Origin of the sequence: Rhizobium herbae (assembly GCF_019511375.1) — a bacterium.
In the GTDB taxonomy this organism is placed as follows: Bacteria; Pseudomonadota; Alphaproteobacteria; order Rhizobiales; family Rhizobiaceae; genus Pararhizobium; species Pararhizobium herbae_A.
Window position 1 is genome coordinate 249,775 of record NZ_JAEUAO010000001.1, and the last position, 26,981, is coordinate 276,755.

Below are 26,981 nucleotides of genomic sequence, written 5' to 3' on the forward strand. Positions count from 1 at the left end.
TGCTGAAAGAGAAGACAGAAGGATCCGGCGACCGAGCACCGCCGGCGATACTCTCATTCGTAGACTATCTGTCGGACGTCGATGTTCCGTGCCCGGAAACCGGCCTCGCAATAGAACAGATAGAATTCCCACAGGCGCTTGAAGCGCGCATCGAAGCCGAGCGGCTCGACCTTGTCCCAGACGCTCCAGAAGCGCTGACGCCATTCGGCGAGCGTGCGTGCGTAGTCGAGGCCGAAGCCGAAGTCGCCGCTCATCTTCAAGCCGACCTTGCGGCCAAGGTCGATCAGATGCTCACGCGTCGGCAGCATGCCGCCGGGGAAAACATATTTCTGGATAAAGTCCGGATTGGCGCGGTATTCGTGGTAGGCCTCCGGCTTGATGGTGATGATCTGCAGACCGGCCTTGCCACCCGGTTTCAGGCAGCGTTGCAGTTGCGAGAAATAGGCCGGCCAATATTTTTCGCCGACGGCCTCGAACATCTCGATCGAGACGATCCGGTCGTAAAGCCCGTTTTCGTCGCGATAATCCTGGAACTTGATCTCAACCTTATCCGACAATCCGGCATTCCTCATCCGCTCGTTGGCAAAGGCGAGTTGCTCGCGGCTGATGGTAAGACCGGTTACCTTGCAGCCGATCTCGCCCGCCGCATATTCGGCAAAGCCACCCCAGCCGCAGCCGATTTCAAGCACGTGATGGCCGGCCTTGATCCCGGCAGCATCGGCAAGCGCCCGGTATTTGGCGCGCTGCGCCGATTGCAGATCACTCGCCCCGGTCGAATAGAGGGCCGAGGAATAGGTCATGGTCGGGTCCAGCCACTCCTTGTAGAAGGCGTTGCCGAGGTCGTAGTGGGCGGAAATGTTCCGCTTTGAGCCCGTCTTCGTATTGGCATTCATCCAGTGGCGAAATTTTTCGACCAGCCGCAGCACGCCGCGGGCACCATTGGAAAAATTGCGTCCGACATCGGTGTTGACGAGGAACAGCTCGAGAAAGGCGCCGACATCCGGGCTGTCCCAGTCACCGTCCATATAGCTTTCGGCAACGGCGATGGTGCCGCCGCTGAGGGCCCTTTGCGGCATGTTCCAGTTGTGGAGGGTAACCGAAGCGACGGGCCCCTCTATCTTGCCCTTGACGACGACCTTGCGGCTATCGGGCAGTGTCAGCTTCAGGCAGCCGGCCTGCATGTGTACGAGGCCGCGCAGCACCATTTGCGCCTTGGCGGGCAGACCCTTGATGATCCGCGATAGATTTTCAGAGGAAAGACGCTCACCATCCTTCGGCTCGCAATAACAGGTGTCTGCTGCATTCATACGACAGATCCTCGGCAATCATTGCTCTCGCCATAAAGTAACCTCATTTTGGCCGGGTCGCCAACGTTGATTTCATGAGAAAATTCGGCCCTGTGCTGCCTGCGGGACTGCAAACGACAGACAGCAGCCCCACGAAAGGCGGAAGCGGCCCGGAAATATGGCGCGATCAAAAGTGCCCAGGCGCACCCAGCCGCGGGCTGCATGTCAAGCCGAGGAACGTCCTTTGACCGTTCGACGAGCGCTCAATCGATCTTTTGTGAACGGGACCCCCTCGTTCTGCGGGTCAGGGCGACGATCAAGCCGAGGATCACCGAGCCGATAACCCACACCCACAGCAAGGCAGCTGCCGTGGATGTTTCGCCGATTGCTTTGCCGGCCTGCATTTCAGCATGCAGGCCTTCGCCGACCTTTTCCGACGTGAACATGATCGCGTAAAAAAGCGACGAGGCCATCACGGCATTGAAGGCCAAGAACGTCCACCACACAAGAATTCCGAATACTCCACGCCTGCGTTTTTCCGTCCTGACAATTGTTGTCATCGACTTCCCCCACTCCCCATGGCTGTAGAGTGGCAGATTGCACCCGGCCGTCAAGATTGCCGAAAGGAGTGGTCGGCGCGCTACGCCGAAAGGCGCAACGCACATTGCTTTGACCGTCGCCGTTGCTCTCCTTTTCAAAAGCACCCAGCCCAGAGACGGTTCGGCTCAACTCTCCGTCACCGATCCTGCTCTTTTCAAAAAGAGCCCGGCAACCTCGAGGATTCAGCTCTTCTGAAAGGCAAGGTGAGCCCCCAATCCGATCAGCATCGCGCCACCGGCGCGCTGCATCACCCGCCGCGCATGGGTTGATCGGCGCAGCCGGCCGATCACGGCGCCGGCCAAAAACACACAGACGATATCGGCGGACGTAAACACGAGATTGACGATCGTCCCGAGAATGGCAAGTTGCAGCCAGACGGGGAACGCGGCGGAAACGTCGACAAATTGCGGCAGGAAGGCCACAAAGAAGATCGCCGTCTTGGGGTTGAGAACCTCGACGGTGACGCTTTCAAAAAAAGCCCGCCGGCCGGATTTCGGCTCGGTGCCGGGCAGGGCTTCATGCCCATCGGCCCGTGCACGAAACAGCGCAATGCCGAGCCAGACAAGATATGCCGCCCCGGCCAGTTTCACGGCCATGTACAGCACCGGCACGGCGTGGAACAGGATCGACAAGCCGGCGGCCGCGGCAAAAACATGGGCGTATCCGCCAAGATGAATGCCCAATGCGGCCATAAGCCCTGACCACCGGCCGCGCGCAATCGTCTGGGCCGCCGCATAAAGCATGGCAGGACCCGGAACATAGGCAAAGACGGCGGTGGTGGCGAGAAAGGCGATCAGCAGTTCGGTCGATGGCATGGTCGGCTCCGGTTCGGCAGGCGAGGCGCAACTTTCTCTGTACACGGCAAATTACGGACTGTCGCGCCAAACGATGCCAAAGCCTGGAGGGAATCACGCGCGGTGATTTCAGAACCGATAGCGCAACAGCCGGCCGATTTTCCCAAGCGCCGGAAGGGCAGCAAAGAGGCCGATCGTCAACCGTGCCGCCCAGGACAGCCTTTCGATTTGCTTCGAATCGTAGGCGCGCGGATCGTAGGCCAGCAGCTCCGTCTGCAATTTCAGCCGCGGGACCTGCCTTTCGAGTCCACGCGGATCGTCCATTGCCCAACGCAGCCTGGCTCCGGTCGCGCGCACGGAAGGCTGCCAGCTGATGAGCGCCAGTCCGAGCCGGCTATAGCCATCGAAGACCACCTCGCCACGCGCAAGGTGCGCCGTAAGCCGCCGCAGCAATCTTGGGACCTCATCCTCCGCCAAGTAGGGAAAGAGCCCCTCGGCGACGATGATCGTCGGACGGTCGGCGGGTACATCTGCAAGCCAATGCCGGTCGATGACGGACGACCCGATGAGACTGCAGGATTCCCGCTCCGGATAGAGCTTGCGGCGCAACGCGATTACCTCGCAATAGTCCACCTCGAACCACTGGATCGTCGGCGGCGGATCGATGCGAAAGACACGACTGTCCAACCCGCAGCCGAGATGCAGCACGCTCGCGTCGGGATGGCGTGCGATGAACTCACGCGTCCAGCCATCGAGCGTATGGGCACGCATAGCCACGCCGATCATCATGTCACGATCCACGTTCAGCCTCGAGAAATCGTAGTCGATCCGGCTGACAGCTTCAGCGGCGAAGCGATCCTTGAGAAGCGAATCCGGCATGCGGCTTTCCCCCGCCTTCGCAGAAAGCGTGATGAGGAGGGTTTCCTTCTCCTTGGTGAGCGACACCTTTTCACCTGTCATGGTGCACCCGTGTAGCGAGGGCCGGCGCTTCAAGCCGCTCCTTGCGCAAATCTCGTCAGACGCATGGCGGCGCTGTTGCACGCAAGACCTTACCGGGCAGTATAGGCGACAAAACAGCTGCGATTAAGGACGGGCGCAAAAGGGCAGGCGGAGCGAGCGCTCGCCGTCGACACGCAACGAAAAAGGGCTGCGCCTTTGACGCAGCCCTTGAAACTGGCTCCCCGGGCCGGATTCGAACCGGCGACCTGTCGATTAACAGTCGAATGCTCTACCGCTGAGCTACCAGGGATCATCTGCGCGCTGCAGAAGTGAGGCTGCTAATACAAATGCTTTTCCGATTTGCCAAGCGGTTTTTCAAAAAAAGTGCACAATCTTGTCTGACTGTGGAGAACGCCCATATTGAGGAGAGTGCCCGCTTGGGCGAGGACGACCGAAATTCCCTGCTCCAATGGGGTTGGGGGCGTAGTTCGACAGGTGACCATGGCAGAATCGCAGAAAACGAAAAAATTCGGTATCGATCCGCGCACGCATGAACTCATTCTCGGCTCCTGGCGGCTGCAGCTGCCGCAATCGCGAGCCTGGCGCATTGCCCTTGGTGCCGTGTTGATCTTTGGCGGCATTCTCGGTTTTCTGCCCTTTCTTGGCTTCTGGATGATACCGGTGGGCCTGATCGTGCTTTCGCACGACCTTGCCTTCGTCCGGCGCCAGCGCCGCAGACTGTCCGTCTGGTGGGCGCGCAAGCGGGAGACGACGAAGACCAACCCGCGCTGATATTAGCCGGGTCGGTCATCCGCTGAGCAATGCCTCATGCATAGGTCAACGATTGCCACAGAGCCGACGACTTCTGTTCCAGCGGATGAGTACCCGGCGCTACTGCCTAGCCGCTGGAACCGGTCTGCGGGGTCGGATCCTTGTCGACCGGGGCCGGCTGCATCTGCTCGCCCGTTGCCGGCGTATTGCCGCCGGTACCCTGGTCGGCCGGGATGCCTTCCTTGGCCGGCGCAATCTCCTCGACCTGTGTTGCCGCATCATTGTCGGTGCTTTCGCCAAACAGCTCGGCGCCCGCCCAGGCCAGGCCCGCCAGCACCAGGCCGCCGATGAGAACCATCAGAACCGGGCGTCCAAGCAGCCCCTGTCGCGCCGCCACGCCGCTGACCTTCACAGTGCGGTTCGCGTCTTCGGCCGAAACCTTGTTACCGCGTTCATCGACTTCCATTTCCCGCCTCCTCGCAACGACATCCGGGCCGCTGCAATGTTTCAACACCAGCGGAAAACGGCCGCACAGGTGCAAATGTTCCCAAGCGACACAGGCCGACGCGGGTTGCTGGGCGGCGACGTCGGATTTCTACCGCCATCGGGGTAATTTGCCCTTCTGCAAAAGCGCCGCGAATTTTAGGGACTTGCGGAACACATATGGAACATATAGTGTTCGTTCTTGATTTGTTTCTCGATTCCGGAGTGATCTTTCATGCTGACCCGCAAGCAACAGGAACTGCTTCTGTTCATTCACGAAAGAATGAAGGAATCGGGCGTTCCGCCATCCTTCGACGAGATGAAGGATGCGCTTGATCTCGCCTCGAAATCCGGAATTCACCGGCTGATCACGGCACTCGAGGAACGCGGCTTCATCCGGCGTCTTCCCAACCGGGCCCGCGCGCTTGAGGTCATCAAGCTGCCGGAAGCCTATTCCGCGAGCCTCCAGCCCAAGCGCGGCTTTTCGCCGAGCGTCATCCAGGGCAGCCGCGATGCCGCCCCGGCGCCGGCCGCCAAGCCTGTCATAGCCAGCAACGAGAACAACTCCGTCTCCATCCCCGTCATGGGGCGAATCGCCGCCGGTGTGCCGATCTCGGCGATCCAGAACAATACGCACGATATTACCGTGCCGCTCGAGATGGTCGGCAGCGGGGAACATTATGCACTGGAAGTCCGTGGCGATTCGATGATCGAGGCCGGCATTCTCGACGGGGACACCGTCATCATCCGCAATACCAACAGCGCCAACCCGGGGGAGATCGTTGTCGCGCTGGTCGATGACGAGGAGGCGACGCTGAAACGGTTTCGTCGCAAGGGCGCATCGATTGCGCTCGAGGCAGCCAACCCCGCCTACGAAACCCGGATTTTCGGCCCTGACCGCGTGAAGATACAAGGCAAGCTCGTCGGTCTGATCCGACGATACCACTAAGCTCGGAGCCAGAGTGAGTCGCCTTCGAAACGGACGGGCGGACCGGCGATACCGCGAGGGATGCTGGGCATGTCCCGGCCAGGAACAGCGGTTGTGGGTACCGGTTTCTCCCGTGAGAAATAACTCGAATTTGCTCAGGGCGTCTTGCACTGGATCCGAAATCGGTCTAAACGCCCGTCACGATTAAGTTATGATCGTTACGAGGCCTCGTGGCGGAGTGGTGACGCAGAGGACTGCAAATCCTTGTACCCCGGTTCAATTCCGGGCGAGGCCTCCAAAATTTTCCACATTAGCAATTGGATAGGGCTGCCGCTTCACCCCATGTCGGCAACCTTGTTTGACGCCACCTTGACCTGGCACGCGGCATACAAACTGGCGTAAGGCTCGCGGCGAGCCGCCGAAAGCCGGCGACGTGCTCCACCCTGTCGAAAAGAGCATTCCGGCAAAACTAAGTTCGCTATGCGCCACAAGCAACGCCGGCGCGGTGCAGCCGGGTCGCGATAAACCGCATTCGCGGAGGCGAAACGAACGCGCCGTCAGCACCGTGGCGAGGGGCAGGCGGTCAATGATAGTAGAAACACTCGCAATCGGCCTTGCTGTCGTCCGGTGCATTCCAGACGCGAGCTGCCAATCTCTTGGCCGCGCCGGTCTCATCCAGTCTCAGGCCCAACAGCGAGACGGCAGCCAATTTTGGATTGACCGCATCGATCTCGATTGTTGATCCGACTTGATGGACGCCCTGTTTCGGCGTCCAGGTGAAAAACTGCACGCTGTAATGCATGGCGTTCTCCTTCACCCCGGGGGCAAATCCCGATCCAAAGATGGAACCGGGATCCGAAAGACAAACGCAACCGGGTCGCAACAACCGATGTGGTTTGCCTCCACCCGGAACCTAACACAATTTGGCGATCGAGTGAATCGTTATCGCGGGCTCCCGATCGGAAACTGCCGCTTCGGCGTTCGCTTTAATATCGGCTGGTCGCCGCAGCTGTTCCCGCAGGAACAGTGCCATTGTTCGATGTGAAATAGAGTGTTCACCGAACACCGTCTTCCGAAGCTGAACAATCGGCGCGATGTTGTCTTTAGGAAATCCTGCCTGACATGAGGATCGCTGTCATGAAGAAGAAAGAACCGCTGTTGCGTATCGGAGATTTCGTTATATGGTCCACCATCTTGGCGAGCGTGGTGGGATACCAGCTTTGGACCCACGCCAGCGCACCGGCCCTCACAACCGTCATCGCAACCATCGACAAGGTCGCCGGCTGAGCGGCGTTTTGGGATCCGGACGCGGCCAACGCGGCGGTGTCAGAGCCCCTGATTATCTCGGCAGGTTGATGCGCAACTGCGCGGTGAGCTTGAATCCCGCATCGTGGCCGCCGCTCATACGGAAAGCTGCAGCGATCGGGGGCGAACGTGATTGCATCACCCTTGCAAACATGGCTGTCAACCACGCCGTTGACACCTTCCAGCAGGCCACGGACTACGTTAACAGCCGCCTGGCCTTCGACAATTTCATGGCCGAAGCATCCAAGCCGACGCGCTGAGATACCAATGTTAACTATGCCGGATGCGGATGCGCCGGATGATCTCGGCATGGATGGACAGGCAGGCTAGCGCGACCAGGGCGACAAGGGCTGTCCCGAGCAGCGTCGCGGGTATCGGAAGCGACCAGTGATAAGCCCCCGGCAGGGTTGGTCCCAGGCCGACTGCCTGGGGGCTGTGTGCGCCGGTATTGGCGAATATAAGCGCTAGCAGAGCGACATGGGCATGGCAAAAACGCGCCCTGATGAACCGCTTGGGTTGCGCCGCGAAGTAAACTCCACAGGCAGCGACGGAGGCCAGTGCCGCGATAACGTGCCACACCTCCACTCCTGGAAGGTCAAGCAGTACAAACGCTGGTCGGCGTAGGACGGGCAGTAATGTCAGGTATAGCGCCCAAGACGACGGGTTGCCGGGAAAAGCCGCCAGCAGGATGATGCTCGCCGCAAATAGCATACCGGCGGCATAGACGAAGGTGGGGCCGAGACGAACAAACGTTAGAACAACAGCGCGCATATGCTTCCTTCATTCGGTAGCGGGCGCATGGTTCGGCGCAGAAATATCAAGCCCATGCTTTGAGCCAGGATTGCCGAATCACCAACACCTATTTGTTTCACCCTACGCGCCGACTGAACTTAATCAAAATGGAAATCAAAGGGTCGATCGCCGCTCAGCCTCCCTACAGCGTGGAAACGACCAGCGATGATCAGTCGTTGTCACACCGCATCAATAGTACGGCGAAATGCACTCCTGGCGAGGCCCATAATAGGGCTGGAACGTGTTATCATAGGCTCGGTACGAACGATAGCGCGCGTAGCACCATTCGACATGGGCCGAACTAGCGTCCGAATAGACCCTGCGCGGGGGCGACGCGATCGCTCCGCCGATGGCCAACCCGGCTCCGAATGCGGCCAGCGGATACCACCATCCGTCGTTGTGCTGACGGTAACCATCTCGATGGTAGCGGTAGCCCCGGTAGCCATTGTAATAACCGTAGCGTGGGCCGGCGCTGTAGCGAGGGCTGTTGTAACTACGTGCGTGCGGCGGGCCGCCACGGTGGCCCGGTTTGTGATGGACTAGGTCTACCCCCTGAGAACTCGAGGACATCGACACAGGCGGCACAGACATCGCCTGCGCAGGCACCACGCCCGTAAAAGCCGTAGCAGCTGCAACTAACAATGCACCCATCTTTTTCATTTGCTTACCCCAACAGTTTTGGTCGAGTCATTTTCGGGTGCTTGCGATGAACGTAGAATGAACGGCGTTGGATGCCTGTCCTGCCGTCCGTCAAATTGTAGGCGTGTCAATACACCATCTTTAGGCGTGCTGTGACTGACTGCAGTGCTGAAATTTATGGCGGAAGAGGTGGGATTCGAACCCACGGTACGGTTTCCCGCACGCCGGTTTTCAAGACCGGTTCCTTAAACCACTCGGACACTCTTCCATCTAACTGAAACGGCTAGTCTTTCCGCATTGCGCGGAGAGCGAAGAAACGGTCCTTGCGACCACTTTTCTACCCAATCATTCGATGGCTGGCTTTTTAGCAGTTTTGATCGCGGCGTCAACTTGTTCTGCCGCCGTTGGCTTGCATCTGCTACCGTGCGCTTCCAGCCCAAAACGGGTGAGCAATGGCTTGCGGCCCCCCGGCTCAGCCAAATTGCTGCCCTTATCCGCGACGCCAGCGGAGCGATCGGCGGCATCCAGCGTACCGTTGTCGAATATATGTGTTGAAAACCCACGCTTGGCTCAAGCATATGTTTCTAATCAAGAACTGCATCGTATAGATGGCTTGTCATTGATAAGTCCTGGCCGGAAATATTAACTATTCATAAACCATAACCTCAATTGTTCCATCCTGGCACGGTTAACCATTCGCAATTTCGCCACGTTGTTGTCATGATTAATCGACTGTTACGTTTCGTGACGCCGGTTCTTTCGCGTGGGGGCAAGCGCGAAAGAGTACCGAGGTCGGCTTTTACGAATTGCGATTGTGGGACACATGACATCCAATCAGACTGCGGCTCTTCTCTTCAAGGGATTACGCTTTGCCGCCATCCCGATGGTTTGCGCCGCGCTGACGGCGTGCGGATCGACGGGCAGCGTCAAACGGGACAAGCCGCGCAGCAAGGAATATTTCGCCGAGTCGGTCTATGGCGTGAAGGCGAGCCCGCGGGTTGCCGATGGCCGCAATATCCCCAAGGGCGGCGGCCGCTACCAGGTCGGCAAACCCTACAAGGTCAAGGGCAAGTGGTACCAGCCGAAAGAGGATTTCGGCTACAACAAGACCGGCATGTCCTCGTGGTACGGTTCGGCGTTTCACGGCCGCCTGACGGCGAATGGCGAAGTCTACGACAAGTACCACCTGTCGGCCGCCCACCCGACGTTCCCGCTGCCGAGCTATGCCCGCGTCACCAATCTCGAGAACGGTTCTTCGGTGGTGGTGCGCGTCAACGATCGCGGCCCCTATGAAATGGGCCGTATTATCGACGTTTCCTCCAAGACCGCCGATTTCCTCGATATGAAGCGCAAGGGCAGTGCCAAGGTGCGCGTCCAGTATATCGGCAAGGCGCCGCTCGAGGGCAACGACATGCCCTACCTGATGGCGTCCTATGTCAGGAAGGGCGATCGCACGCCGAACGCCTTCCCCGAAGGACAGATCGCAACCGGCGTGATGGTCGCGTCGAACGAGCCGTTGCGCAAACAGGCCGGCAGCCTCGGCACACTGACCATGCCGTCGAAATCGAACCTGGAAATGGGCGTGCCGGTGACGGCGCTCGCCGAAAACGCAACGCCGATTGCCGCGTCGGCGGCGCTCGACGCCTTCGTCATGCTGCCGGAAATAGGGCCGATCCCCACCGAGCGGCCGGAGTACATTCCGCTGCCCGACGGCAACATGGCCTATGCGGCGGCCTATGTCGAAGCGCGGGTCAGCACCTCCGAAACAGCTTTCGATGCCATTCTGGTCGACAGGAACCCGCTGACGCCAAATACCATTGTCGAATATGCAAAACGCCAGGGCGTCCTGCGCTAATCCGAGATGCGCCGATTGATCCCCGGTGAGCCGGCTGCTATGGCCGGAGAGGAACCGGAGTTTGGAATGCGCGCACGGCTGTTCTCGGTCTTCATTTTCGTTGCATTGTATATCTGCGCGCCCTTGATCGCGCAGGCTCAAGCTTTTGAAACCAAGGCCAGGCAGGTCTACCTGATCGATGCCGAAACCGGCACGGTCCTCTTTGCCAAGGATGAAAACGCCCCGGTGCCGCCGGGATCGCTGGCCAAGCTGATGACCGCCGAGATCGTCTTCGACGCGCTCGGCAAGAACGAGCTGACGCTCGGTACCGAATTTCCTGTCTCCGAGCATGCCTGGCGGACCGGTGGCGCGCCATCCGGCACCTCGACGATGTTCGCCGCCCTGAAGTCGCGCATCCGCGTTGCCGATCTCCTTCAGGGCGTGACCGTCCAGTTTGCCAATGACGCCTGCATTATCCTGGCTGAAGGGATGGCCGGAAGCGAGGGCGCCTTCGCCAGGCGCATGACGGAGCGGGCTCGTGAACTTGGAATGAGCGCCTCGGCTTTTTACAACGCGACCGGACTTCCCGATCCGCAGAATGCGGTGACGATGCGCGACATGGCGCTGCTCGCCCGGCACATCCACACGCGTTACCCGGAATTTTTCCATTATTATTCCCAGGCGGAATTCGAGTGGAACAAAATTCTCCAGCGCAACCGCAATCCGCTCGTCGCAGCCAATATCGGCGTCGACGGTTTCGTGACCGGATTTGCCGAGGGGTTCGGATACTCGATGGTCGCGACCATGCAGCGAAACGGCCGGCGTGTCTTTCTCGCGATCGGCGGGCTGGCAAGCGACAAGGAGCGGATCGAGGAGACGCGCCGGGTGCTCGACTGGTCTATGACCGCCTTTGAGCGGAAGACGTTGTTCTTGGCCGGCGAGGCGGTGGGCGAAGCCGCCGTCTACGGCGGAGCACAATCGCATGTGACGTTGGTGACCCGCGATGCCGTCGATGTGCTCGTCCCCGTCAATAATCCCGAACGCCTGTCGGCCAAAGTGATCTATCGCTGGCCCCTGACGGTCCCGCTCGAAACTGGCCGGCACGCGGGCACCCTGAAGATCTGGAACGGTACGCGGCTGCTGCGCGAGGTTCCGGTCGAAACTGCAGCGGCCGTCAGGGAGGGGTCGCTGAGCAGCCGGGCGGCCGACGCGCTGCAGGAACTGCTGTTTTTCTGGTTATGAGGAAATGACGGCATCGACGGTTTCGCCGCCCGGGACAATCCGCTAAACAGAATTCGAGTTGCAAGCGCTGCACCGCTAGGGGCAGCCGGAATACAAACGCGCCCGTCCCACGGCGGGCGATGGCGGTCATACGGGAATCAAGAGTGTCAGTCGGAAAAGGCCTGTTCGTTACATTCGAGGGCGGCGAGGGCGCCGGAAAATCAACCCAGATTCGCCTGCTTGCCGATTCCCTGCGTGACCGCGGCTTAACGGTTCTGACCACGCGCGAGCCGGGCGGCTCTCCCGGCGCGGAGGCCGTGCGGCATGTGCTTCTTTCCGGCGCGGCGCAGGAATTTGGCGTGCGCATGGAAGCCATTCTTTTTGCGGCCGCGCGCAGCGATCATGTCGAGCAAGTCATTCGTCCGGCACTTTTGAACGGCACGATCGTCCTGTGCGACCGGTTCATGGACTCCTCGCGCGTCTATCAGGGCGTGACCGGCAACCTGGAAGGGTCCTTTATCGATGCCCTGGAGCGGGTCGCGGTCAATGGCGTGACCCCCGATTGCACCATCATCTTCGATCTTCCCGCTGCCGTCGGTCTCGAGCGCGTGCGCCGCCGCGCGGCAATGGCGGGAGCGCCGGCCGGCGAGCAGGTCGAACTCGACCGCTTCGAGAAGGAAGAAATTGAAACGCACGAAAAGCGTCGCGAGGCTTTCCTTGCTATCGCCAGAGCCGATCCGCGGCGCTGCCATGTAGTCGATGCGGCAGCGAGTGCCAGCGACATTGCCGCGGCGGTGCTTGCGATTGTCGAGCCGTTGTTGTCCACGGGCGGCGATGGACCGGAAACGGAAGCCGCCCAATGACCAGTGATCGATTTGACGTGCTTGATGGCGCACTGCCGCCAGCCGAAAATACCAGGCTCTTCGGTCATGCCGAAGCGGAGCATTTTCTGGCGCAAAGCTACCGGTCGGGGAAGGGGCATCACGCCATCCTCATCGAGGGGCCGGCGGGCATCGGCAAGGCAACACTTGCCTTCCGCTTCGCCAACCACGTGCTGACCCATCCCGAGCCTTCGCTGGCGCCGGCGGAGCTCGCCGATCCCGATCCAACCGCGATCATCAGCCGGCAGATTGCTTCAGGCGCGTCGCACAACCTTTTGCATTTGACGCGGCCGGTCGACGACAAGACCGGCAAGGTCAAGAGCGCCATCACCGTCGACGAAGTGCGCCGGGCCGGCAAATTTTTCTCGCAGACCTCCGGGACCGGCAACTGGCGCATCGTCATCGTCGATCCGGCCGACGATCTCAACCGCAATGCCGCCAACGCGATCCTGAAAATTCTCGAGGAGCCGCCGAAACGGTCGCTGTTCCTGGTGCTGACTCATGCGCCGGGCAAGTTGCTGCCGACCATCCGTTCGCGCTGCCTGCCGCTGCAGCTGAAGCCGCTGGCACCGGACGACTTGCGCGACGCGCTGGCCAATCTCGGTTTCGACCTTTCCGGTCCGAACGCGCATAAGGTGCTCGCGGCGGCGGATGGCAGCGTCTCGGAAGCGTTGAAGCTGATCAATTATGGCGGTCTGGACATCATGACGGCCTTCGAGACGATCCTTGCGGGCCACGGACCGGCAATCCGCAGGGACATGCACAAGCTCGCCGATGTCCTGTCGGCCAGGGATAACGAGACGATTTTTGATTTCTTTTCGGCTCTGGTCAGCGGACATATCATGCGGGCAGCGCGACAGGCAGGTGTTGCCGGCGACATCGTCCGGGCCGAACGCTTCGCGCGGCTGTCGGCGACCATCGCCGAGCGGCTGTCACTGGCGCAGGCCTATAATCTCGATCGCAAGCAGACCGTGCTTTCGATCCTGGACGACATCAAGACCGAATCCCTCCCGCCGGCCTGAACTTCCACTGGCGATGGAGCACGGCGGCAAGATCGATAGGGCTCCGTTCGGCGGCAGGGAATTGCTGCGTGCAGCAACAGGCGCGGGCAGTTTTCTGAGGGCGCACTGTTTCATCCGGCCATGGGATACGCTAATAGCCAGACACCAAAAGATCAGACAGCAAAAGATCAATACAGGCCGAAACCCGATCATGACCGATACGTCCCCGTTTTACATCACCACCGCTATCTCCTACCCGAATGGCAAGCCGCATATCGGCCACGCCTATGAGTTGATCGCGACGGATGCGATGGCCCGCTACCAGCGGCTTGACGGGCGCGACGTTTTCTTCCTGACGGGTACGGACGAACACGGCCAGAAGATGCAGCAAACGGCCCGCAAGGAGGGCATTTCGGCCCAGGAACTGGCTGACCGCAACTCAGCCGAATTCCAGAAGATGGCGGTTCTCCTCAACGCCTCCAATGACGATTTCATTCGCACCACCGAGAAGCGTCATCACGAGGCGGTAAAGAATATCTGGATTCGCATGGGCGAGGCGGGCGACCTCTACAAGGACAGCTATTCGGGCTGGTATTCGGTGCGTGACGAGGCCTACTACCAGGAAGGCGAGACCGAACTGCGTGCCGACGGCGTTCGCTATGGGCCTCAAGGGACGCCGGTCGAATGGGTGGAAGAGGCGAGCTACTTCTTCAAGCTTTCCGCCTATCAGGAAAAGCTCTTGAAACACTACGAGGAAAATCCGGATTTCATCGGCCCCGCCGAGCGCCGCAACGAGGTGATTTCCTTCGTGAAATCCGGCCTCAAGGATCTCTCCATGTCGCGCACGACGTTCGACTGGGGTATTCCGGTGCCGAACGATCCAGGCCATGTCATGTATGTCTGGGTCGACGCGCTCACCAACTACATCACCGCGACCGGTTATCTCACCGATCCGGAAGGCCCGCGGGCGAAATACTGGCCGGCGAACATCCACATGATCGGCAAGGACATCATTCGCTTTCACGCGGTCTACTGGCCAGCATTCCTGATGTCGGCTGGCCTGCCCTTGCCGAAGAAGGTCTTTGCGCATGGCTTCCTGCTCAACAAGGGCGAGAAGATGTCGAAGTCGCTCGGCAACGTGGTAGACCCCTTCAATCTGGTCGAGCACTTCGGCCTCGACCAGATCCGCTACTTCTTCCTGCGCGAAGTATCCTTCGGCCAGGACGGCAGCTACAGCGAGGAGGGGATCGCGACCCGGATCAACTCCGACCTCGCCAACGGCATCGGCAACCTTGCCAGCCGTTCGCTGTCGATGATCGTCAAGAATTGCGACGGGAAGATCCCCGAATGCGGACCGCTGACCGAAGAGGACAAGGCGATGCTGGCTTCGGCGGACGCGCTGCATGCCGTAACGCGCGACGACATGAACGCCCTGATGATCCACCGGGCGCTCACGTCGATCATTGCGGTGGTGTCGGAGGCTGACCGCTATTTCGCAAGCCAGGAACCGTGGGCGTTGAAGAAGACCGATCCGGCCCGCATGGCGACCGTGCTTTACGTCACCGCCGACGTCGTGCGCCAGATTGCCATTTTGCTCCAGCCGTTCATGCCGGAATCGGCTGGAAAGCTGCTCGATCTTGTTGCCGTTGCGCCCGACAAGCGCGGTTTCGCGACGCTTGGAGAAGCGGGGCGTCTGGTCGCCGGAACGGCTCTGGAGGCGCCGAAGCCGGTGTTCCCGCGCTACGTCGCGCCGGAAGCGTAAGGACGCTCGAATGCTGATCGATACCCATTGCCATCTTGATTTTCCGGATTTCGAGGCCGAGCGCGACGCGATCGTCGAGCGCGCGCGCGCGGCAGGCATCGGCCAGATGATCACCATTTCGACGCGCGTGAAGAAGTTCGAGACGATCCTTGGCATTGCGGAAAGCTATGCCAATGTGTTCTGTTCGGTCGGCACGCATCCGCACAATGCCGACGAGGAACTGGATATCGAGACGGCCGACCTGGTGCGGCTTTCGGCGCATCCCAAGGTCGTGGCGATCGGCGAGGCCGGGCTCGACTATTTCTACGATAACGCCCCGCGTGATGCGCAGGCGATCGGCCTTCGCCGCCACATTGCCGCCGCGCGCGAAACCGGTCTGCCGCTGGTGATCCATAGCCGCTCAGCGGACGAGGACATGGCAGCAATCCTGACCGAGGAAACAGGGAAGGGAGCCTTCCCTTTTCTGCTCCATTGCTTTTCTTCAGGGCCGGATCTGGCGCGTGTCGGCGTCGAGCTCGGCGGCTATGTTTCCTTCTCCGGTATCCTGACCTTTCCGAAATCTGAAGAACTGCGCGAGATCGCCAAGACCGTGCCGCACGACCGGATGATCGTCGAAACCGACGCACCCTATCTGGCGCCGAAGCCGTTCCGAGGCAAGCGCAACGAGCCCGCCTATGTCGCCCATACGGCGCAGGTCCTGGCCGAGACGATCGGCGTTTCGACGCAGGAGATCGCCAAGATCACCACCGAAAACGCGTTGCGCGTTTTTTCAAAGATGCCGAGGCTCTGACGTGGCGGCGAGGCGGGTTTTCACCATTCTCGGCTGCGGCTCGTCTCCGGGCGTGCCGCGCATCAATGGCGACTGGGGTGCCTGCGACCCGGCCAATCCCAAAAACCGCCGCACGCGCGCGTCCTTGCTTGTGCAGCAGATTGGTCCAGATGGCGGAACGACAGCCGTCGTCATCGATACGGGACCCGATTTCCGCGCACATATGATCGCGGCAAAGGTCAAGAATGTGGATGCCGTGTTCTACAGCCATGCGCATGCCGACCACATCCACGGTATCGACGACCTGCGCGGCTACGTCCAGCACACGGGCAGGCGCATGCCGATCTGGAGCGATGCGGCAACGCTGGACCGCATTCGCGAGGCCTTTCGCTACTGCCTCGAAACACCGCCCGGCAGCAGCTATCCGCCGATCGTCGAGGCGAAGGTCATCGATCCGTCGCTGCCGGAAATTACGATCACCGGCGCCGGTGGTGCGATCGTCTTCCAGCCTCTGCTGCAGCACCACGGCAGCATCGTATCCCTCGGTTTTCGCATCGGCGATTTTGCCTACTGCAGCGATGTTAGCGGTTTCCCTGAGGAGACGATCGCCAAGCTGTCGGGGCTCGACACGCTGGTGATCGACACCTTGCAATACAAGTTCCACCCAAGCCACCTGTCGGTCGAACAGTCGCTTGGCTGGATCGAACGCTTCGCCCCCAAACGCGCCGCGCTGACCCACATGCATACGCCGCTCGACTACGAGACGCTGATGCGCGAGACACCGGATCACGTCGAGCCGGCCTATGACGGGATGCGGTTTGAATTCGACGTGACCGCCGAGGCCGGGCCGGTCAGCTGAAAAAAGGCTGCAGGTTGCGCCGGATACGATCGAGAACGGTGGCCCCGGAAAGATCCGCCACGAAACGCTGGCCGGTGATCGTCTCGTAGGCCTCGATATAGACTTTCGAGGTCTGTTCGACGAGCTCGGCCGGAATTTCCGGGATCGGGTCCTTGTAGGGATCGCAACGTTCGGTCACCCAGGCACGGACGAAATCCTTGTCGAAGCTCCTCGGCCGCGCGCCGGAGGCAAAGCTCTGCGCGTAGCTATCGGCAATCCAGTAACGGCTGCTGTCGGGCGTGTGGATCTCGTCGGCAAGAACGATGCGGCCGTCCTTGTCGGTGCCGAATTCATATTTGGTATCGACGAGAATAAGGCCACGTTCGGCGGCGCGCTCCTGGCCGCGCTGAAACAGCGCCAGCGCATAGCGGGATATGGTTTCCCATTGTTCCGGCGTCAGCAGCTTTTGCGACAGGATGTCAGCGGCGGACAACGGCTCGTCATGGCCGCCGTCGAAGGCCTTGCTGGTCGGCGTGATGATCGGCTGCGGAAGCTTCTCGTTGTCTTTCAGGCCGTCCGGCAGCCGGATGCCGTACATCTCGCGTTCGCCGTTCCGGTATTTGGTCAGGATCGACGTGCTGGTCGTGCCGGCAAGATAGCCGCGCACGACAATCTCGACCGGCAGGATATCGAGCCTCGTGCCGATGACCACGTTGGGATCCGGATAGTCGAGGACGTGGTTCGGGCAGATATCGGCCGTCTCCTCGAACCAGTAGCGCGCCGTCTGCGTCAGCACCTGGCCCTTGAACGGAATCGAAGTCAGGATGACGTCGAAGGCGCTCAGCCGATCCGTCGCAATGATGATCCGGCGGCCATCCGGCAGATCGTAGTTCTCGCGAACCTTGCCCTTGTAGCGTCCCGGCAATTCGGGAATGAAGGCGTCTGAAAGAATGCGCAAAGCGCTCATCGGGTCGGTCTTTCGCTGACGGTTGAGATAGGTGTCGCTTAAGCCTTGGGGGCGGCGATGGTCAAGCGGAGGCCGCAACAATTCGACCTTCCAGATGAGATGCGGGTGCGCTTCGCTGTTCGACAAAGCCTAGGCGCGACGGGATCGCTCGCTGCTGCGACAGCATAGCCTTGGTACGCCCAACGGGACTCGAACCCGTGTTGCCGCCGTGAGAGGGCGGCGTCCTGACCACTAGACGATGGGCGCTCGGGGCAATCGACATCTACGCGTTGTCACATCGACTGACATTCAGCAACATACAACAAAAGAGAAGAATAGACACTAGAGACCACAAAACGGTCAGCCAGGATAAGTGGTCGAAAGCCACCGCGTCCTGCTGCAGCTTGTGGTGATGGCCCAACGCATGGAACGCACGCTTTCTACCAGACGGCAGTTTTCACCGGCAATGTACCGCACACACCGGAAAGCCGTAGGACAATCATGTTCCATAATCTATCTTATCCGACTTGGGCATGTAGGGGCTATTTAGTGATGCGACAGTTGGGCCAGTTAGAGATGCGACAGTCGTCGCCTCTTGGGATGCTGGTCAAACGTCAGCGTTTGGAAGGAAGACTGGCGACGTGAAGCGTGGTTGAGACCATGAGCGTTCGGAGTCGTCATGTCTTGTTTGATCACCATGTCGCAGAAGGAATTGCCTCCAGATCCAGGAACTGGCCCGTCACCGCAGCGCCATCGCTCGACGATCTGTCGCGAGCCTAAACGCGATTACGTCCAGGATCACGATCTTCCGGAATTCGGTCCCCTGCGACGCAGCGACCGCCCTGCGGCACGGGGCATCGTTTCTGTACCTTATGGCAGCGCCCACATGACAGTCTATTATCACCAAGACGCTTAGTCGGCGGGCTGGCGCGGAGCCGCTGGATCGCAAGACTGCCGCGCCGGACTTTTTCAAGCGCTACGTGGAGCGCTTTCATGCCTTCTGGCCAGTCGGGCTTCACGCGGCGATGCCCCTGGGCGGACTGAAAGCCGAAGCTGATACTTCAGCCATCTTTACCGGGGATCACGTACAGTTGATACCTTATCTCTAATATTAGGATATGATTACAACCATCGGAATTCGTTCAAATAAACATCATTATTGTCCTGGAAATGGAAACTGAAAGGGAAACCGTGGCTGCCCGATCAGCGTAGCATGTTCGTGATCAGCAAGGAGACCGGCCGATGATTCCGTTGAAAGCCTGTGCATGCATTGCAGTCCTGTTGACCTTTGCACCGCTGGCCCGGGCGGCTGAGCCGGTCGATACGGCCCAGTCGATCATCCAGAGCCAGATCGAGGCGTTCCTCAGCGATGACGCGGAGACGGCCTATTCCTTCGCCTCGCCGCAGATCAAGGAAAAATTTCCCGACAAGAGCATCTTCTTTGACATGGTGAAGCGCGGTTATGCCCCCGTCTACCGGCCGGGCAATTTCGCCTTCGGACGCAGCAAGGTCGAAGGCGATACGGTGGTGCAGGAAGTGCTGATCTCGGGACCGGACGGCAAGGACTGGACGGCGCTGTACTTCCTCGTCAAGCAGCCGGACGGCAGCTACAAGATCAACGGTGTGCAGATGCTACAGCAGGCGCCCGGCCCCGAAATCTAATCAGTGCCGCTCAGGCGGCCTGCTTGGCTTCGGCCTCGCCCCGCGCCCAGGCTTCCTGCGTTTCCTCAATGAAGGTCTGGTAGCGCCCCTCCTCGATCGCCTGGCGGATGCCGGCCATCAGGTCCTGATAGTAGGACAGGTTATTCCATGTCAGAAGCATGCCGCCGAGGGACTCGCCGGAACGCACGAGATGGTGCAGGTAGGCGCGTGAATAGTCGCGCGACGCCGGGCAGGAAGACTGGTCATCCAGCGGCCGCATGTCCTCGGCGTGGCGGGCGTTGCGGATGTTGATGCGGCCGTGGCGGGTGAAGGCGAGACCGTGACGACCAGACCGGGTCGGCATGACGCAGTCGAACATGTCGATGCCCCGCGCGACCGATTTCAGGATGTCGTCCGGCGTACCGACGCCCATCAGATAACGTGGTTTCTCCGTCGGCAGATGCGGGCAGGTCGTGTCGATCATGTCGAGCATCACCGCCTGCGGCTCGCCGACGGCAAGGCCGCCGATGGCATAGCCCTTGAGACCAAGCGTCGACAGCGCCTCTGCCGAACGCTCGCGCAGCGACGGGATGTCTCCGCCCTGAACGATGCCGAACATCGCCTTGCCCGGTTGATCGCCAAAGGCGGTCTTGCAGCGCTCGGCCCAGCGGAACGACATTTCCATCGCCCGCTCGATTTCCTTCGGCTCGGCCGGCAGACGGACGCATTCGTCGAGCTGCATCTGGATATCGCTGCCAAGCAATCCCTGGATTTCGATGGAACGCTCCGGCGACATGTGATGCAGCGAGCCATCGACATGGCTCTTGAAGGTCACGCCCTTCTCGTCGAGCTTGCGCAGACCCGAGAGCGACATGACCTGGAAACCGCCCGAGTCGGTGAGGATCGGATAGGGCCAGCGGATCAGCTTGTGCAGGCCGCCGAGCCTGGCGACGCGCTCCGCCCCGGGCCGCAACATCAAATGGTAGGTGTTGCCAAGGATGATGTCGGCGCCAAGATCGCGCACCTGGTCGAGATACATCGCCTTGACGGTACCGACCGTGCCGACCGGCATGAAGGCGGGCGTGCGGATCTCGCCCCGCGGCATCGAAACCGTGCCGCGGCGAGCCTTGCCATCGGTGGCCAGAAGATTGAACTGAAACGTCTCGGTCATGGATTATCCCGGAAAAGCAGGCTGGAATCGCCGTAGGAATAGAAGCGATAGCCATGGTCGATGGCATGGGCATAGGCGCGCCGCATGGTCTCAAGGCCGCTGAAGGCCGAGACGAGCATGAAGAGCGTCGATTTCGGCAGGTGGAAATTGGTCATCAGCACATCGACGGCGCGGAAGCGGTAGCCGGGCGTGATGAAGATGCCGGTCGGACCCGACCACGGCGCGATCTCGCCATTGTCACGGGCAGCACTTTCGACCAGCCGCAGCGACGTCGTGCCGACGCAGACGACGCGCCCGCCCCTCGCCTTGACAGCGTTCAACCGTTCCGCCACGGCGGCGCTGACATGGCCGATTTCCTCGTGCATGACGTGATCGTCCGTGTCATCGACCTTCATCGGCAGAAAGGTGCCTGCCCCGACATGCAGCGTCACGAAGTGACGCTCGACGCCGATCGCGTCGAGCGCGGCAAACAGCCGGTCGGTGAAGTGCAGACCGGCGGTGGGCGCTGCGACGGCGCCCTGCTCGCGCGCATAGACCGTCTGGTAGTCGGTGCGGTCCCTCTCATCCTCCGGGCGCTTGGAGGCGATGTAGGGCGGCAGCGGAACGTGGCCGACGGCGAAGATCGCTTCGTCGAGCGCAGGACCGGACAGATCGAAACGCAACGTTACCTCGCCTGCCTCACCCTTTTCCTCGACGGTCGCATCGAGCGAGCCCAGCAGGCACGTGTTGGAGCCATGGCCGATCGCGATGCGGTCACCGGATTTCAAGCGCCTGGCGGGCCGCGCAAAGGCTTTCCAGCGATCGGGCGCCGTGCGCATGTGGAGCGTCAGTGAGACTTCGGTCACGACATCATCGCCGCGCCGGCGCAGCCCTTCCAATTGAGCCGGAATGACCTTGGTATCGTTGAAGACCAGCGCGTCGCCCGGGCGCAGGAAGGACGGCAAGTCCAGCACGCCATGATCGGCCAGAGGCTCCTGCGCTTGCGGCTGGACGACGAGCATGCGCGCGCTGTCGCGCGGGCTTGCGGGCCTGAGCGCAATATTTTGCTCGGGGAGATCGAAATCGAACAGGTCGACGCGCATCAACAGTCTTCTTTAAACGGCAAACCCGCCCCGGCGCCCGTTGGCGATCCGGGACGGGTTGTTGCATTAGCCTAGATCAGGCGTTGGCGGCAAGTTTCATCGAAACGATGCTGTCGGGATCCTTGACCGGCTCGCCGCGCTTGATCTTGTCGACATTTTCCATGCCGGAGATGACCTGGCCCCAGACGGAATACTGCTTGTTGAGCCATGGGCTGTCGGCGAAGCAGATGAAGAACTGCGAATTGGCCGAGTTCGGCATCTGGCTGCGGGCCATGGAGCACGTGCCGCGAACGTGCGACGCGTTGGAAAACTCCGCCTTCAGGTCGGGTTTGGACGAACCACCCATGCCGGCTCGAGCCGGGTTGAAGCTCTCGCTGCCCTTCTTGCCGTACTGCACGTCGCCCGTCTGCGCCATGAAATCGTTGATGACACGATGGAACACCACCCCGTCATAGGCGCCTTCGGCGCACAGTTCCTTGATGCGGGCGACGTGGCCGGGTGCCAGGTCCGGCAGCAGCTGGATGACAACCTGCCCTTGAGTGGTTTCCATGATGATTGTGTTTTCCGGATCCTTGATCTCGGTCATGGCATTTCTCCTTGTTGGAACTTAAGTTTACTTGCCGACCTTGACGCTGATCATGCGGTCGGGATCGGTGACGGAACCGTTGTTTGCCTCGTCGCCCATTTTGATCTTGTCGACATTCTCCATGCCCTCGACGACCTTGCCGACGACCGTGTACTGGCCGTTCAGGAAGGAGCCGGGCGCGAACATGATGAAGAACTGCGAATTGGCGGAGTTCGGATCCTGGCTGCGGGCCATGCCAACCGTGCCGCGATCGAAGGGAACCTGGGAGAACTCGGCTTCGATATCCGGCTTGGACGAGCCGCCCATACCGGCCATCTCCGGCTTGAAGTCCTTCTCCATGTTGCCGTACTGGACATCGCCGGTCTGGGCCATGAAGCCGCTGATGACGCGGTGGAAGGCGACGTTGTTGTATTCGCCGGCCTGCGCCAGTTCCTTGATGCGGGCAACGTGCTTGGGTGCGACCTCCGGCAGAAGTTCGATCACCACCGGACCGTCCTTGAGCTGGATGGTGAGGTATTCCTTGGCCTGGGCAAAGGCATTGCCGGTCAGCGATGCAAGGGCAACGGCGCCTGCGAAGGCGAAGTGGAGGATTTTCATGATAGCTCCCGTTACAGAAATGAATAAACGCGTCAGGGCTTGCGTTTGGCGCTCAGGGCCCGGTGAACCGCCTTGGGCACGAAGGCGCTGACATCGCCGCCCATGGCCGCGATCTGGCGGACCAATGTGGCGGTAATGGGCCGCGAGGCCGTTCCGGCCGGTAGAAACAGGGTCTGAATGTCGGGTGCCATCTGCCGGTTCATGCCCGCCATCTGCATTTCATAGTCAAGATCGGTGCCGTCGCGCAGGCCGCGGACCAGCAGCGAGGCACCGTGTTGGCGCGCCGCATCGACCACCAGATTGTCGAACGAAACGATCGAGATATCGCTCGCTCTCTCGGGAAGGAACTCGCGCAGCGACTGACGGATGAGATCGGCCCGCTCGTCAAAGGTAAACAGCGGCGCTTTGCCGGGATGAATACCGATCGCGACGATCACTTTCGGCGCCACGTTCAGCGATTGGACAAGCACGTCGAGATGTCCGTTCGTCATGGGATCGAAGGAGCCGGGATAAAAAGCTGTGATCATCGCGCCAGTTTCCATTTCGAAGCCTTTTGTCACGGACCGGGGACAATCGCAAGGGAGGCCGCAAACGGCGATGCGGCTGTTCCCCCGGAAACAGCGGACGGCGCGGATGAATACTAGATGAATGTAACGTTCAAGATCGCGTCAGCCAGGATTGAGTATCTGACGAAATATGAACGGAACTTTTTTTGAGATGCGGCCGTTACTGAGCTGAAAGGATCACGGCTATGGTACTTATTCTCCTTCTGTCCATGATTATGTTTTTCGCCATGCTGTTTGCAACCGCAAACGCCCTCAGAAACGAAGTACGCATCGAGCGCACGGATGTCTTGCGCGATCGCATGACGAAATAGGAATTTCGCCATGGCCATCACGATGATGCTCATCGCGGCAGTGATCAGTATTGTTTTCCTCGTCGATTTCGCCCGGACCATTAGCGACCTTAAGCGCGACCGGGTCGCGATGAAGGACAACAACCGAAACCCCGGCGGATTTGGCGTCTGACGCATTAAAATCTTTCGACGACAGCAGCCACCTCCAGGGCCGCTGAATTGAAAACCGGACGGTTCCCCTGCCCGTCCGGTTTTTCTTTGCCTTGAGCGGGATTATTCGTTCCGCGGTGCTGGCGGCCGATCGTTTCCTCATAAGCCGCCTTGAGCGCCGTTTCGAGCGTAAAGCTGATGCCGATGATATGGAATCACGTCTGTAACGGTGCAGCAACAGGCGCGAACGAACAACTTCGACGGCAAAGAAAAACCGGGCGACAGGATCGCCCGGTCTGATCTTTGCAGGACGGAGAAACGATTATTCCTCCGTGGCGGCCGGCGTATCGGTCTCCGGGACGCCCGCGCCGTTGGCTCCCTCGTCTTCCTCGTCGGCTTCCGGCTCGCTGATCCGCTCGACCGAGACGACCTTCTCGTCCTTGGCCGTCGAGAAGATCGTCACGCCCTTGGTCGCCCGGCTGGCAAGCCGGATGCCGCCCACCGGCACTCGGATCAGTTGGCCGCCATCCGACACCAGCATGATCTGGTCGTTGTCTTCGACCGGGAAGGCTGCAACGAGTTCACCGATTTCGCCTGTCTTCGAGGTGTCCGTGGCGCGGATGCCCTTGCCGCCACGGCCGGAGGTGCGGAAGTCATAGGTGGACGACCGCTTGCCGAAGCCCTTGACCGAAACCGTCAGAACGAACTGTTCGCGCGCCTTCAGTTCCTCGTAGCGCTCGTTGGAAAGCTCGCCACCGTCGGAAACCTCTTCTCCGACCAGAGCGATCTCCTCAGCCTCGCCTGTTGCCGCGCGCCGCTCTGCTGCAGCGCGCTTCAGATAGGCGGCGCGCTCCCACGGCTCAGCATCGACATGCCCGACGATCGCCATCGAAATGATCCGGTCGTTTTCCCCGAGCGAGATGCCGCGGACGCCGATCGAATTGCGGCCGGCAAAGACGCGCACGTCATCGACCGGGAAGCGGATGCACTGGCCGAGAGCCGTCGTCAGAAGCACGTCATCCTGATCGGTGCAGGTCTCGACGGAGAGGATTTCATCGCCCTCCTCCTCGAGTTTCATGGCGATCTTGCCGTTGCGGTTGACCTGGACGAAATCCGACAGCTTGTTGCGCCGGACCGTGCCGCGGGTGGTCGAGAACATCACGTCGAGGTTTTGCCAGGTGCTCTCGTCCTCTGGCAGCGGCATGATGGTCGTGATGCGCTCGCCGGCTTCGAGCGGCAGCATGTTGATCAGCGCCTTGCCACGCGACTGCGGCGTGCCGATCGGCAGACGCCAGACCTTCTCCTTGTAGACGATGCCACGGGAGGAGAAGAACAGGATCGGCGTGTGCGTGTTGGCGACGAAAAGGCGGTTGACGAAATCTTCGTCGCGCGTCGCCATCCCCGAACGCCCCTTGCCGCCCCGCCGCTGCGCCCTGTAGGTCGTCAGCGGCACGCGCTTGATGTAGCCGAGGTGGGACACGGTAATCACCATGTCTTCCCGGGCGATCAGATCCTCGTCGTCCATCTCCGGACCGCCCTCGACGATCTCGGTGCGGCGCGGCGTGCCGAATTCGTCGCGCACGGCGGCAAGTTCGTCCTTGACGATCGTCATGATGCGGACGCGTGAGGAGAGGATGTCGAGGTAGTCGCTGATCTCTGCGCCGATCTTGTTCAGCTCATCGCTGATTTCGTCGCGTCCCAGCGCTGTCAGGCGGGCGAGGCGCAGTTCGAGGATCGCCCTCGCCTGCTCTTCCGACAGGTTGTAGGTCAGGTCGTCGTTGATCCGATGGCGCGGATCGTCGATCAGCCGGATCAGGCTCTCGACATCGGAGGCAGGCCAGCGGCGCGTCATCAACTGCTCGCGCGCCGTCTGCGGATCCGGCGCTTCGCGGATCAGCTTGATGATCTCGTCGATATTGGCAACCGCGATCGCGAGACCGACCAAAACATGGGCGCGTTCGCGCGCCTTGCGCAACAGGTACTTCGTGCGCCGACTGACCACCTCTTCACGGAAGGCGACGAAGGCGCGCAGCATGTCGAGGAGCGTCATCTGCTCCGGCTTGCCGCCGTTCAGCGCCACCATGTTGCAGCCGAAGGAGGTCTGCAGCGGCGTGTAGCGATAGAGCTGGTTGAGGATTACCTCGGCATTGGCATCGCGCTTCAGCTCAATGACGACGCGGTAGCCCTGGCGGTCGGATTCGTCGCGCAGGTCGGATATGCCCTCGATGCGCTTTTCCTTTACCAGTTCGGCCATCTTCTCGATCATCGTCGCCTTGTTCACCTGGTAGGGAACTTCGGTGATGATGATCTGCTCGCGGTCGCCGCGCATCGGCTCGATGGTGGCGCGGCCACGCATGATGACCGAGCCACGGCCGGTCTCGTAAGCCGAGCGAATGCCGGAGCGGCCGAGGATGAAGGCGCCGGTCGGGAAGTCCGGTCCCGGGATGATCTCCATCAGTTGCGGCAATTCGAGCGCCGGTTCATCGATCAGCGCGATGCAGCCGTTGATGACTTCGGCGAGGTTGTGCGGCGGAATGTTGGTCGCCATGCCGACGGCGATGCCGCCAGCCCCGTTGACCAGGAGGTTCGGGAACTTGGCCGGCACGACCGAAGGCTCGTGCAGCGTGCCGTCGTAGTTGTCGCGGAAATCGACGGTTTCCTTGTCGAGGTCATCGAGCAGCGCGTGCGCCGCCTTCTGCAGCCGGCACTCCGTATAACGTTCGGCCGCCGGCGGATCGCCGTCGATCGAGCCGAAATTGCCCTGGCCGTCGATCAGCGGCAGGCGCAGCGACCAAGGCTGCGCCATGCGCGCCAGAGCGTCGTAAATCGCCATGTTGCCGTGGGGATGGTATTTACCCATCACGTCCCCGGTGACGCGGGCGCATTTGACGTATTTCTTGTTCCAGTCGATACCGAGCTCGCTCATCCCCCAGAGGATGCGGCGGTGAACCGGCTTCAGACCATCGCGGACATCGGGAAGCGCGCGGCTGACGATGACGCTCATGGCGTAATCGAGGTACGACCGCTGCATTTCCTCCATGATGGAAATAGGCTCGATGCCTGGTGGATTCTTGCCGCCGCCGGGTGTGGTTTGTTCAGTCAATTTCGA

At 60.6% G+C, this 26,981-nt stretch carries 27 protein-coding genes and 4 tRNA genes; 13 read left to right on the forward strand and 18 right to left on the reverse strand.

Annotated features, from left to right (window positions below; all coding sequences use genetic code 11):
- Positions 1–53: 53 nt before the first annotated feature.
- From JNB71_RS01290 to JNB71_RS01310, 5 genes are all read right to left on the reverse strand, one after another.
- Positions 54–1,307, reverse strand: coding sequence for an SAM-dependent methyltransferase (locus tag JNB71_RS01290; RefSeq protein ID WP_220370045.1), 1,254 nt, complete (start codon positions 1,305–1,307; stop codon positions 54–56).
- A 242-nt stretch (positions 1,308–1,549) separates the two neighbouring features.
- Positions 1,550–1,846, reverse strand: coding sequence for a hypothetical protein (locus JNB71_RS01295; RefSeq protein ID WP_220370046.1), 297 nt, complete (start codon positions 1,844–1,846; stop codon positions 1,550–1,552).
- A gap of 222 nt (positions 1,847–2,068) precedes the next feature.
- Positions 2,069–2,701 (reverse strand): LysE family translocator, encoded by a 633-nt coding sequence (locus JNB71_RS01300; RefSeq protein ID WP_220370047.1) that lies wholly within the window; start codon positions 2,699–2,701, stop codon positions 2,069–2,071.
- Between the two features lie 108 nt (positions 2,702–2,809).
- Positions 2,810–3,640 carry a class I SAM-dependent methyltransferase gene (locus JNB71_RS01305; RefSeq protein WP_220370048.1) on the reverse strand — a complete coding sequence of 277 codons (831 nt, stop codon included), beginning with the start codon at positions 3,638–3,640 and terminating at the stop codon, positions 2,810–2,812.
- Positions 3,641–3,854: 214 nt separating this feature from the next.
- A tRNA-Asn gene (locus tag JNB71_RS01310) sits at positions 3,855–3,929 on the reverse strand.
- A 191-nt stretch (positions 3,930–4,120) separates the two neighbouring features.
- On the opposite strand from JNB71_RS01310, the gene JNB71_RS01315 reads away from it, so the two are divergent.
- Positions 4,121–4,411, forward strand: coding sequence for a hypothetical protein (locus JNB71_RS01315; RefSeq protein ID WP_220370049.1), 291 nt, complete (start codon positions 4,121–4,123; stop codon positions 4,409–4,411).
- 106 nt (positions 4,412–4,517) lie between these two features.
- Here JNB71_RS01315 and JNB71_RS01320 read toward each other — a convergent pair whose 3' ends face one another.
- On the reverse strand, positions 4,518–4,856 hold the full coding sequence (locus JNB71_RS01320) for a hypothetical protein (protein WP_220370050.1): 339 nt from the start codon (positions 4,854–4,856) through the stop codon (positions 4,518–4,520).
- Positions 4,857–5,108: 252 nt separating this feature from the next.
- Between JNB71_RS01320 and lexA the strand changes: the two genes are divergently transcribed.
- Positions 5,109–5,822, forward strand: a complete 714-nt coding sequence (lexA, locus tag JNB71_RS01325) for a transcriptional repressor LexA (RefSeq protein WP_220370051.1) — start codon at positions 5,109–5,111, stop codon at positions 5,820–5,822.
- Positions 5,823–6,025: 203 nt separating this feature from the next.
- Positions 6,026–6,099, forward strand: a tRNA-Cys gene (locus tag JNB71_RS01330).
- Positions 6,100–6,384: 285 nt separating this feature from the next.
- Here the strand turns inward: JNB71_RS01330 and JNB71_RS01335 are convergent.
- Entirely contained in the window at positions 6,385–6,603 is a 219-nt protein-coding gene (locus tag JNB71_RS01335; protein WP_018324827.1) for a hypothetical protein, read from the reverse strand.
- Positions 6,604–6,938: 335 nt separating this feature from the next.
- Between JNB71_RS01335 and JNB71_RS01340 the strand changes: the two genes are divergently transcribed.
- Positions 6,939–7,088 carry a hypothetical protein gene (locus JNB71_RS01340; protein WP_220371181.1) on the forward strand — a complete coding sequence of 50 codons (150 nt, stop codon included), beginning with the start codon at positions 6,939–6,941 and terminating at the stop codon, positions 7,086–7,088.
- A 288-nt stretch (positions 7,089–7,376) separates the two neighbouring features.
- Here JNB71_RS01340 and JNB71_RS01345 read toward each other — a convergent pair whose 3' ends face one another.
- The 3 genes from JNB71_RS01345 to JNB71_RS01355 form a co-directional block, all read right to left on the reverse strand.
- Positions 7,377–7,877 (reverse strand): hypothetical protein, encoded by a 501-nt coding sequence (locus tag JNB71_RS01345; protein ID WP_220370052.1) that lies wholly within the window; start codon positions 7,875–7,877, stop codon positions 7,377–7,379.
- Positions 7,878–8,087: 210 nt separating this feature from the next.
- Positions 8,088–8,558, reverse strand: coding sequence for a BA14K family protein (locus tag JNB71_RS01350; RefSeq protein ID WP_220370053.1), 471 nt, complete (start codon positions 8,556–8,558; stop codon positions 8,088–8,090).
- 157 nt (positions 8,559–8,715) lie between these two features.
- A tRNA-Ser gene (locus JNB71_RS01355) sits at positions 8,716–8,805 on the reverse strand.
- Between the two features lie 555 nt (positions 8,806–9,360).
- Here JNB71_RS01355 and JNB71_RS01360 point away from each other — a divergent pair.
- The 7 genes from JNB71_RS01360 (at position 9,361) to JNB71_RS01390 (ending at position 16,864) form a co-directional block, all read left to right on the forward strand.
- A complete protein-coding gene (locus tag JNB71_RS01360; protein WP_220370054.1) occupies positions 9,361–10,392 on the forward strand; it encodes a septal ring lytic transglycosylase RlpA family protein in 1,032 nt (343 codons plus the stop codon).
- Positions 10,393–10,458: 66 nt separating this feature from the next.
- Positions 10,459–11,613: a D-alanyl-D-alanine carboxypeptidase family protein gene (locus JNB71_RS01365; protein WP_220370055.1), complete on the forward strand. Its 1,155-nt coding sequence runs from the start codon at positions 10,459–10,461 to the stop codon at positions 11,611–11,613.
- 119 nt (positions 11,614–11,732) lie between these two features.
- Complete coding sequence (tmk, locus tag JNB71_RS01370; RefSeq protein WP_220370056.1) at positions 11,733–12,455, forward strand: dTMP kinase; 723 nt, start codon at positions 11,733–11,735, stop codon at positions 12,453–12,455.
- Positions 12,452–13,495 (forward strand): DNA polymerase III subunit delta', encoded by a 1,044-nt coding sequence (locus JNB71_RS01375; protein ID WP_220370057.1) that lies wholly within the window; start codon positions 12,452–12,454, stop codon positions 13,493–13,495. The genes tmk and JNB71_RS01375 overlap by 4 nt, the downstream gene beginning before the upstream one ends.
- A 190-nt stretch (positions 13,496–13,685) precedes the next feature.
- Entirely contained in the window at positions 13,686–15,236 is a 1,551-nt protein-coding gene (gene metG, locus JNB71_RS01380; protein WP_220370058.1) for a methionine--tRNA ligase, read from the forward strand.
- A gap of 10 nt (positions 15,237–15,246) precedes the next feature.
- On the forward strand, positions 15,247–16,026 hold the full coding sequence (locus JNB71_RS01385) for a TatD family hydrolase (protein ID WP_220370059.1): 780 nt from the start codon (positions 15,247–15,249) through the stop codon (positions 16,024–16,026).
- 1 nt (position 16,027) lies between these two features.
- Entirely contained in the window at positions 16,028–16,864 is an 837-nt protein-coding gene (locus JNB71_RS01390; RefSeq protein ID WP_220370060.1) for an MBL fold metallo-hydrolase, read from the forward strand.
- On the opposite strand, the gene JNB71_RS01395 is transcribed toward JNB71_RS01390, so the two are convergent.
- Both JNB71_RS01395 and JNB71_RS01400 read right to left on the reverse strand, forming a co-directional pair.
- Positions 16,857–17,801, reverse strand: a complete 945-nt coding sequence (locus JNB71_RS01395; protein WP_220371114.1) for a phosphoribosylaminoimidazolesuccinocarboxamide synthase — start codon at positions 17,799–17,801, stop codon at positions 16,857–16,859. The two genes, JNB71_RS01390 and JNB71_RS01395, sit on opposite strands and share 8 nt — an antisense overlap.
- Positions 17,802–17,981: 180 nt before the next feature.
- A tRNA-Glu gene (locus JNB71_RS01400) sits at positions 17,982–18,056 on the reverse strand.
- Between the two features lie 975 nt (positions 18,057–19,031).
- Between JNB71_RS01400 and JNB71_RS01405 the strand changes: the two genes are divergently transcribed.
- Positions 19,032–19,451 carry a DUF4864 domain-containing protein gene (locus tag JNB71_RS01405; protein WP_220370061.1) on the forward strand — a complete coding sequence of 140 codons (420 nt, stop codon included), beginning with the start codon at positions 19,032–19,034 and terminating at the stop codon, positions 19,449–19,451.
- Between the two features lie 10 nt (positions 19,452–19,461).
- Here JNB71_RS01405 and tgt read toward each other — a convergent pair whose 3' ends face one another.
- From tgt to coaD, 5 genes are all read right to left on the reverse strand, one after another.
- Positions 19,462–20,601 carry a tRNA guanosine(34) transglycosylase Tgt gene (tgt, locus tag JNB71_RS01410; RefSeq protein WP_220370062.1) on the reverse strand — a complete coding sequence of 380 codons (1,140 nt, stop codon included), beginning with the start codon at positions 20,599–20,601 and terminating at the stop codon, positions 19,462–19,464.
- Positions 20,598–21,683, reverse strand: coding sequence for a tRNA preQ1(34) S-adenosylmethionine ribosyltransferase-isomerase QueA (queA, locus tag JNB71_RS01415; protein ID WP_220370063.1), 1,086 nt, complete (start codon positions 21,681–21,683; stop codon positions 20,598–20,600). The genes tgt and queA overlap by 4 nt, the downstream gene beginning before the upstream one ends.
- A gap of 76 nt (positions 21,684–21,759) precedes the next feature.
- A complete protein-coding gene (locus JNB71_RS01420; RefSeq protein ID WP_220370064.1) occupies positions 21,760–22,269 on the reverse strand; it encodes a peptidylprolyl isomerase in 510 nt (169 codons plus the stop codon).
- A gap of 27 nt (positions 22,270–22,296) precedes the next feature.
- Positions 22,297–22,866: a peptidylprolyl isomerase gene (locus JNB71_RS01425; protein WP_220370065.1), complete on the reverse strand. Its 570-nt coding sequence runs from the start codon at positions 22,864–22,866 to the stop codon at positions 22,297–22,299.
- A 32-nt stretch (positions 22,867–22,898) separates the two neighbouring features.
- Positions 22,899–23,393, reverse strand: coding sequence for a pantetheine-phosphate adenylyltransferase (gene coaD, locus JNB71_RS01430; RefSeq protein WP_112853794.1), 495 nt, complete (start codon positions 23,391–23,393; stop codon positions 22,899–22,901).
- A gap of 360 nt (positions 23,394–23,753) precedes the next feature.
- Here coaD and JNB71_RS01435 point away from each other — a divergent pair, with 360 nt between their 5' ends.
- Positions 23,754–23,894 (forward strand): hypothetical protein, encoded by a 141-nt coding sequence (locus JNB71_RS01435; RefSeq protein ID WP_220370066.1) that lies wholly within the window; start codon positions 23,754–23,756, stop codon positions 23,892–23,894.
- Between the two features lie 300 nt (positions 23,895–24,194).
- Here JNB71_RS01435 and gyrA read toward each other — a convergent pair whose 3' ends face one another.
- Positions 24,195–26,975 carry a DNA gyrase subunit A gene (gyrA, locus tag JNB71_RS01440; protein WP_220370067.1) on the reverse strand — a complete coding sequence of 927 codons (2,781 nt, stop codon included), beginning with the start codon at positions 26,973–26,975 and terminating at the stop codon, positions 24,195–24,197.
- Between the last annotated feature and the right edge of the window lie 6 nt (positions 26,976–26,981).

Excerpts from the sequence above, each read along its gene's own strand:
- JNB71_RS01340 (WP_220371181.1), top strand. The coding sequence starts at position 6,939 with ATGAAGAAGAAAGAACCGCTGTTGCGTATCGGAGATTTCGTTATATGG.
- JNB71_RS01365 (WP_220370055.1), top strand. The coding sequence starts at position 10,459 with ATGCGCGCACGGCTGTTCTCGGTCTTCATTTTCGTTGCATTGTATATC.
- lexA (WP_220370051.1), top strand. The coding sequence starts at position 5,109 with ATGCTGACCCGCAAGCAACAGGAACTGCTTCTGTTCATTCACGAAAGA.
- tmk (WP_220370056.1), top strand. The coding sequence starts at position 11,733 with ATGGCGGTCATACGGGAATCAAGAGTGTCAGTCGGAAAAGGCCTGTTC.
- coaD (WP_112853794.1), bottom strand. The coding sequence starts at position 23,393 with ATGATCACAGCTTTTTATCCCGGCTCCTTCGATCCCATGACGAACGGA.
- JNB71_RS01300 (WP_220370047.1), bottom strand. The coding sequence starts at position 2,701 with ATGCCATCGACCGAACTGCTGATCGCCTTTCTCGCCACCACCGCCGTC.
- JNB71_RS01425 (WP_220370065.1), bottom strand. The coding sequence starts at position 22,866 with ATGAAAATCCTCCACTTCGCCTTCGCAGGCGCCGTTGCCCTTGCATCG.
- queA (WP_220370063.1), bottom strand. The coding sequence starts at position 21,683 with ATGCGCGTCGACCTGTTCGATTTCGATCTCCCCGAGCAAAATATTGCG.
- JNB71_RS01345 (WP_220370052.1), bottom strand. The coding sequence starts at position 7,877 with ATGCGCGCTGTTGTTCTAACGTTTGTTCGTCTCGGCCCCACCTTCGTC.
- tgt (WP_220370062.1), bottom strand. The coding sequence starts at position 20,601 with ATGACCGAGACGTTTCAGTTCAATCTTCTGGCCACCGATGGCAAGGCT.
- JNB71_RS01295 (WP_220370046.1), bottom strand. The coding sequence starts at position 1,846 with ATGACAACAATTGTCAGGACGGAAAAACGCAGGCGTGGAGTATTCGGA.
- JNB71_RS01405 (WP_220370061.1), top strand. The coding sequence starts at position 19,032 with ATGATTCCGTTGAAAGCCTGTGCATGCATTGCAGTCCTGTTGACCTTT.
- metG (WP_220370058.1), top strand. The coding sequence starts at position 13,686 with ATGACCGATACGTCCCCGTTTTACATCACCACCGCTATCTCCTACCCG.
- JNB71_RS01315 (WP_220370049.1), top strand. The coding sequence starts at position 4,121 with ATGGCAGAATCGCAGAAAACGAAAAAATTCGGTATCGATCCGCGCACG.
- JNB71_RS01320 (WP_220370050.1), bottom strand. The coding sequence starts at position 4,856 with ATGGAAGTCGATGAACGCGGTAACAAGGTTTCGGCCGAAGACGCGAAC.
- JNB71_RS01290 (WP_220370045.1), bottom strand. The coding sequence starts at position 1,307 with ATGAATGCAGCAGACACCTGTTATTGCGAGCCGAAGGATGGTGAGCGT.
- JNB71_RS01305 (WP_220370048.1), bottom strand. The coding sequence starts at position 3,640 with ATGACAGGTGAAAAGGTGTCGCTCACCAAGGAGAAGGAAACCCTCCTC.
- JNB71_RS01435 (WP_220370066.1), top strand. The coding sequence starts at position 23,754 with ATGGCCATCACGATGATGCTCATCGCGGCAGTGATCAGTATTGTTTTC.
- JNB71_RS01385 (WP_220370059.1), top strand. The coding sequence starts at position 15,247 with ATGCTGATCGATACCCATTGCCATCTTGATTTTCCGGATTTCGAGGCC.
- JNB71_RS01375 (WP_220370057.1), top strand. The coding sequence starts at position 12,452 with ATGACCAGTGATCGATTTGACGTGCTTGATGGCGCACTGCCGCCAGCC.
- JNB71_RS01350 (WP_220370053.1), bottom strand. The coding sequence starts at position 8,558 with ATGAAAAAGATGGGTGCATTGTTAGTTGCAGCTGCTACGGCTTTTACG.
- JNB71_RS01360 (WP_220370054.1), top strand. The coding sequence starts at position 9,361 with ATGACATCCAATCAGACTGCGGCTCTTCTCTTCAAGGGATTACGCTTT.
- JNB71_RS01420 (WP_220370064.1), bottom strand. The coding sequence starts at position 22,269 with ATGACCGAGATCAAGGATCCGGAAAACACAATCATCATGGAAACCACT.
- JNB71_RS01335 (WP_018324827.1), bottom strand. The coding sequence starts at position 6,603 with ATGCATTACAGCGTGCAGTTTTTCACCTGGACGCCGAAACAGGGCGTC.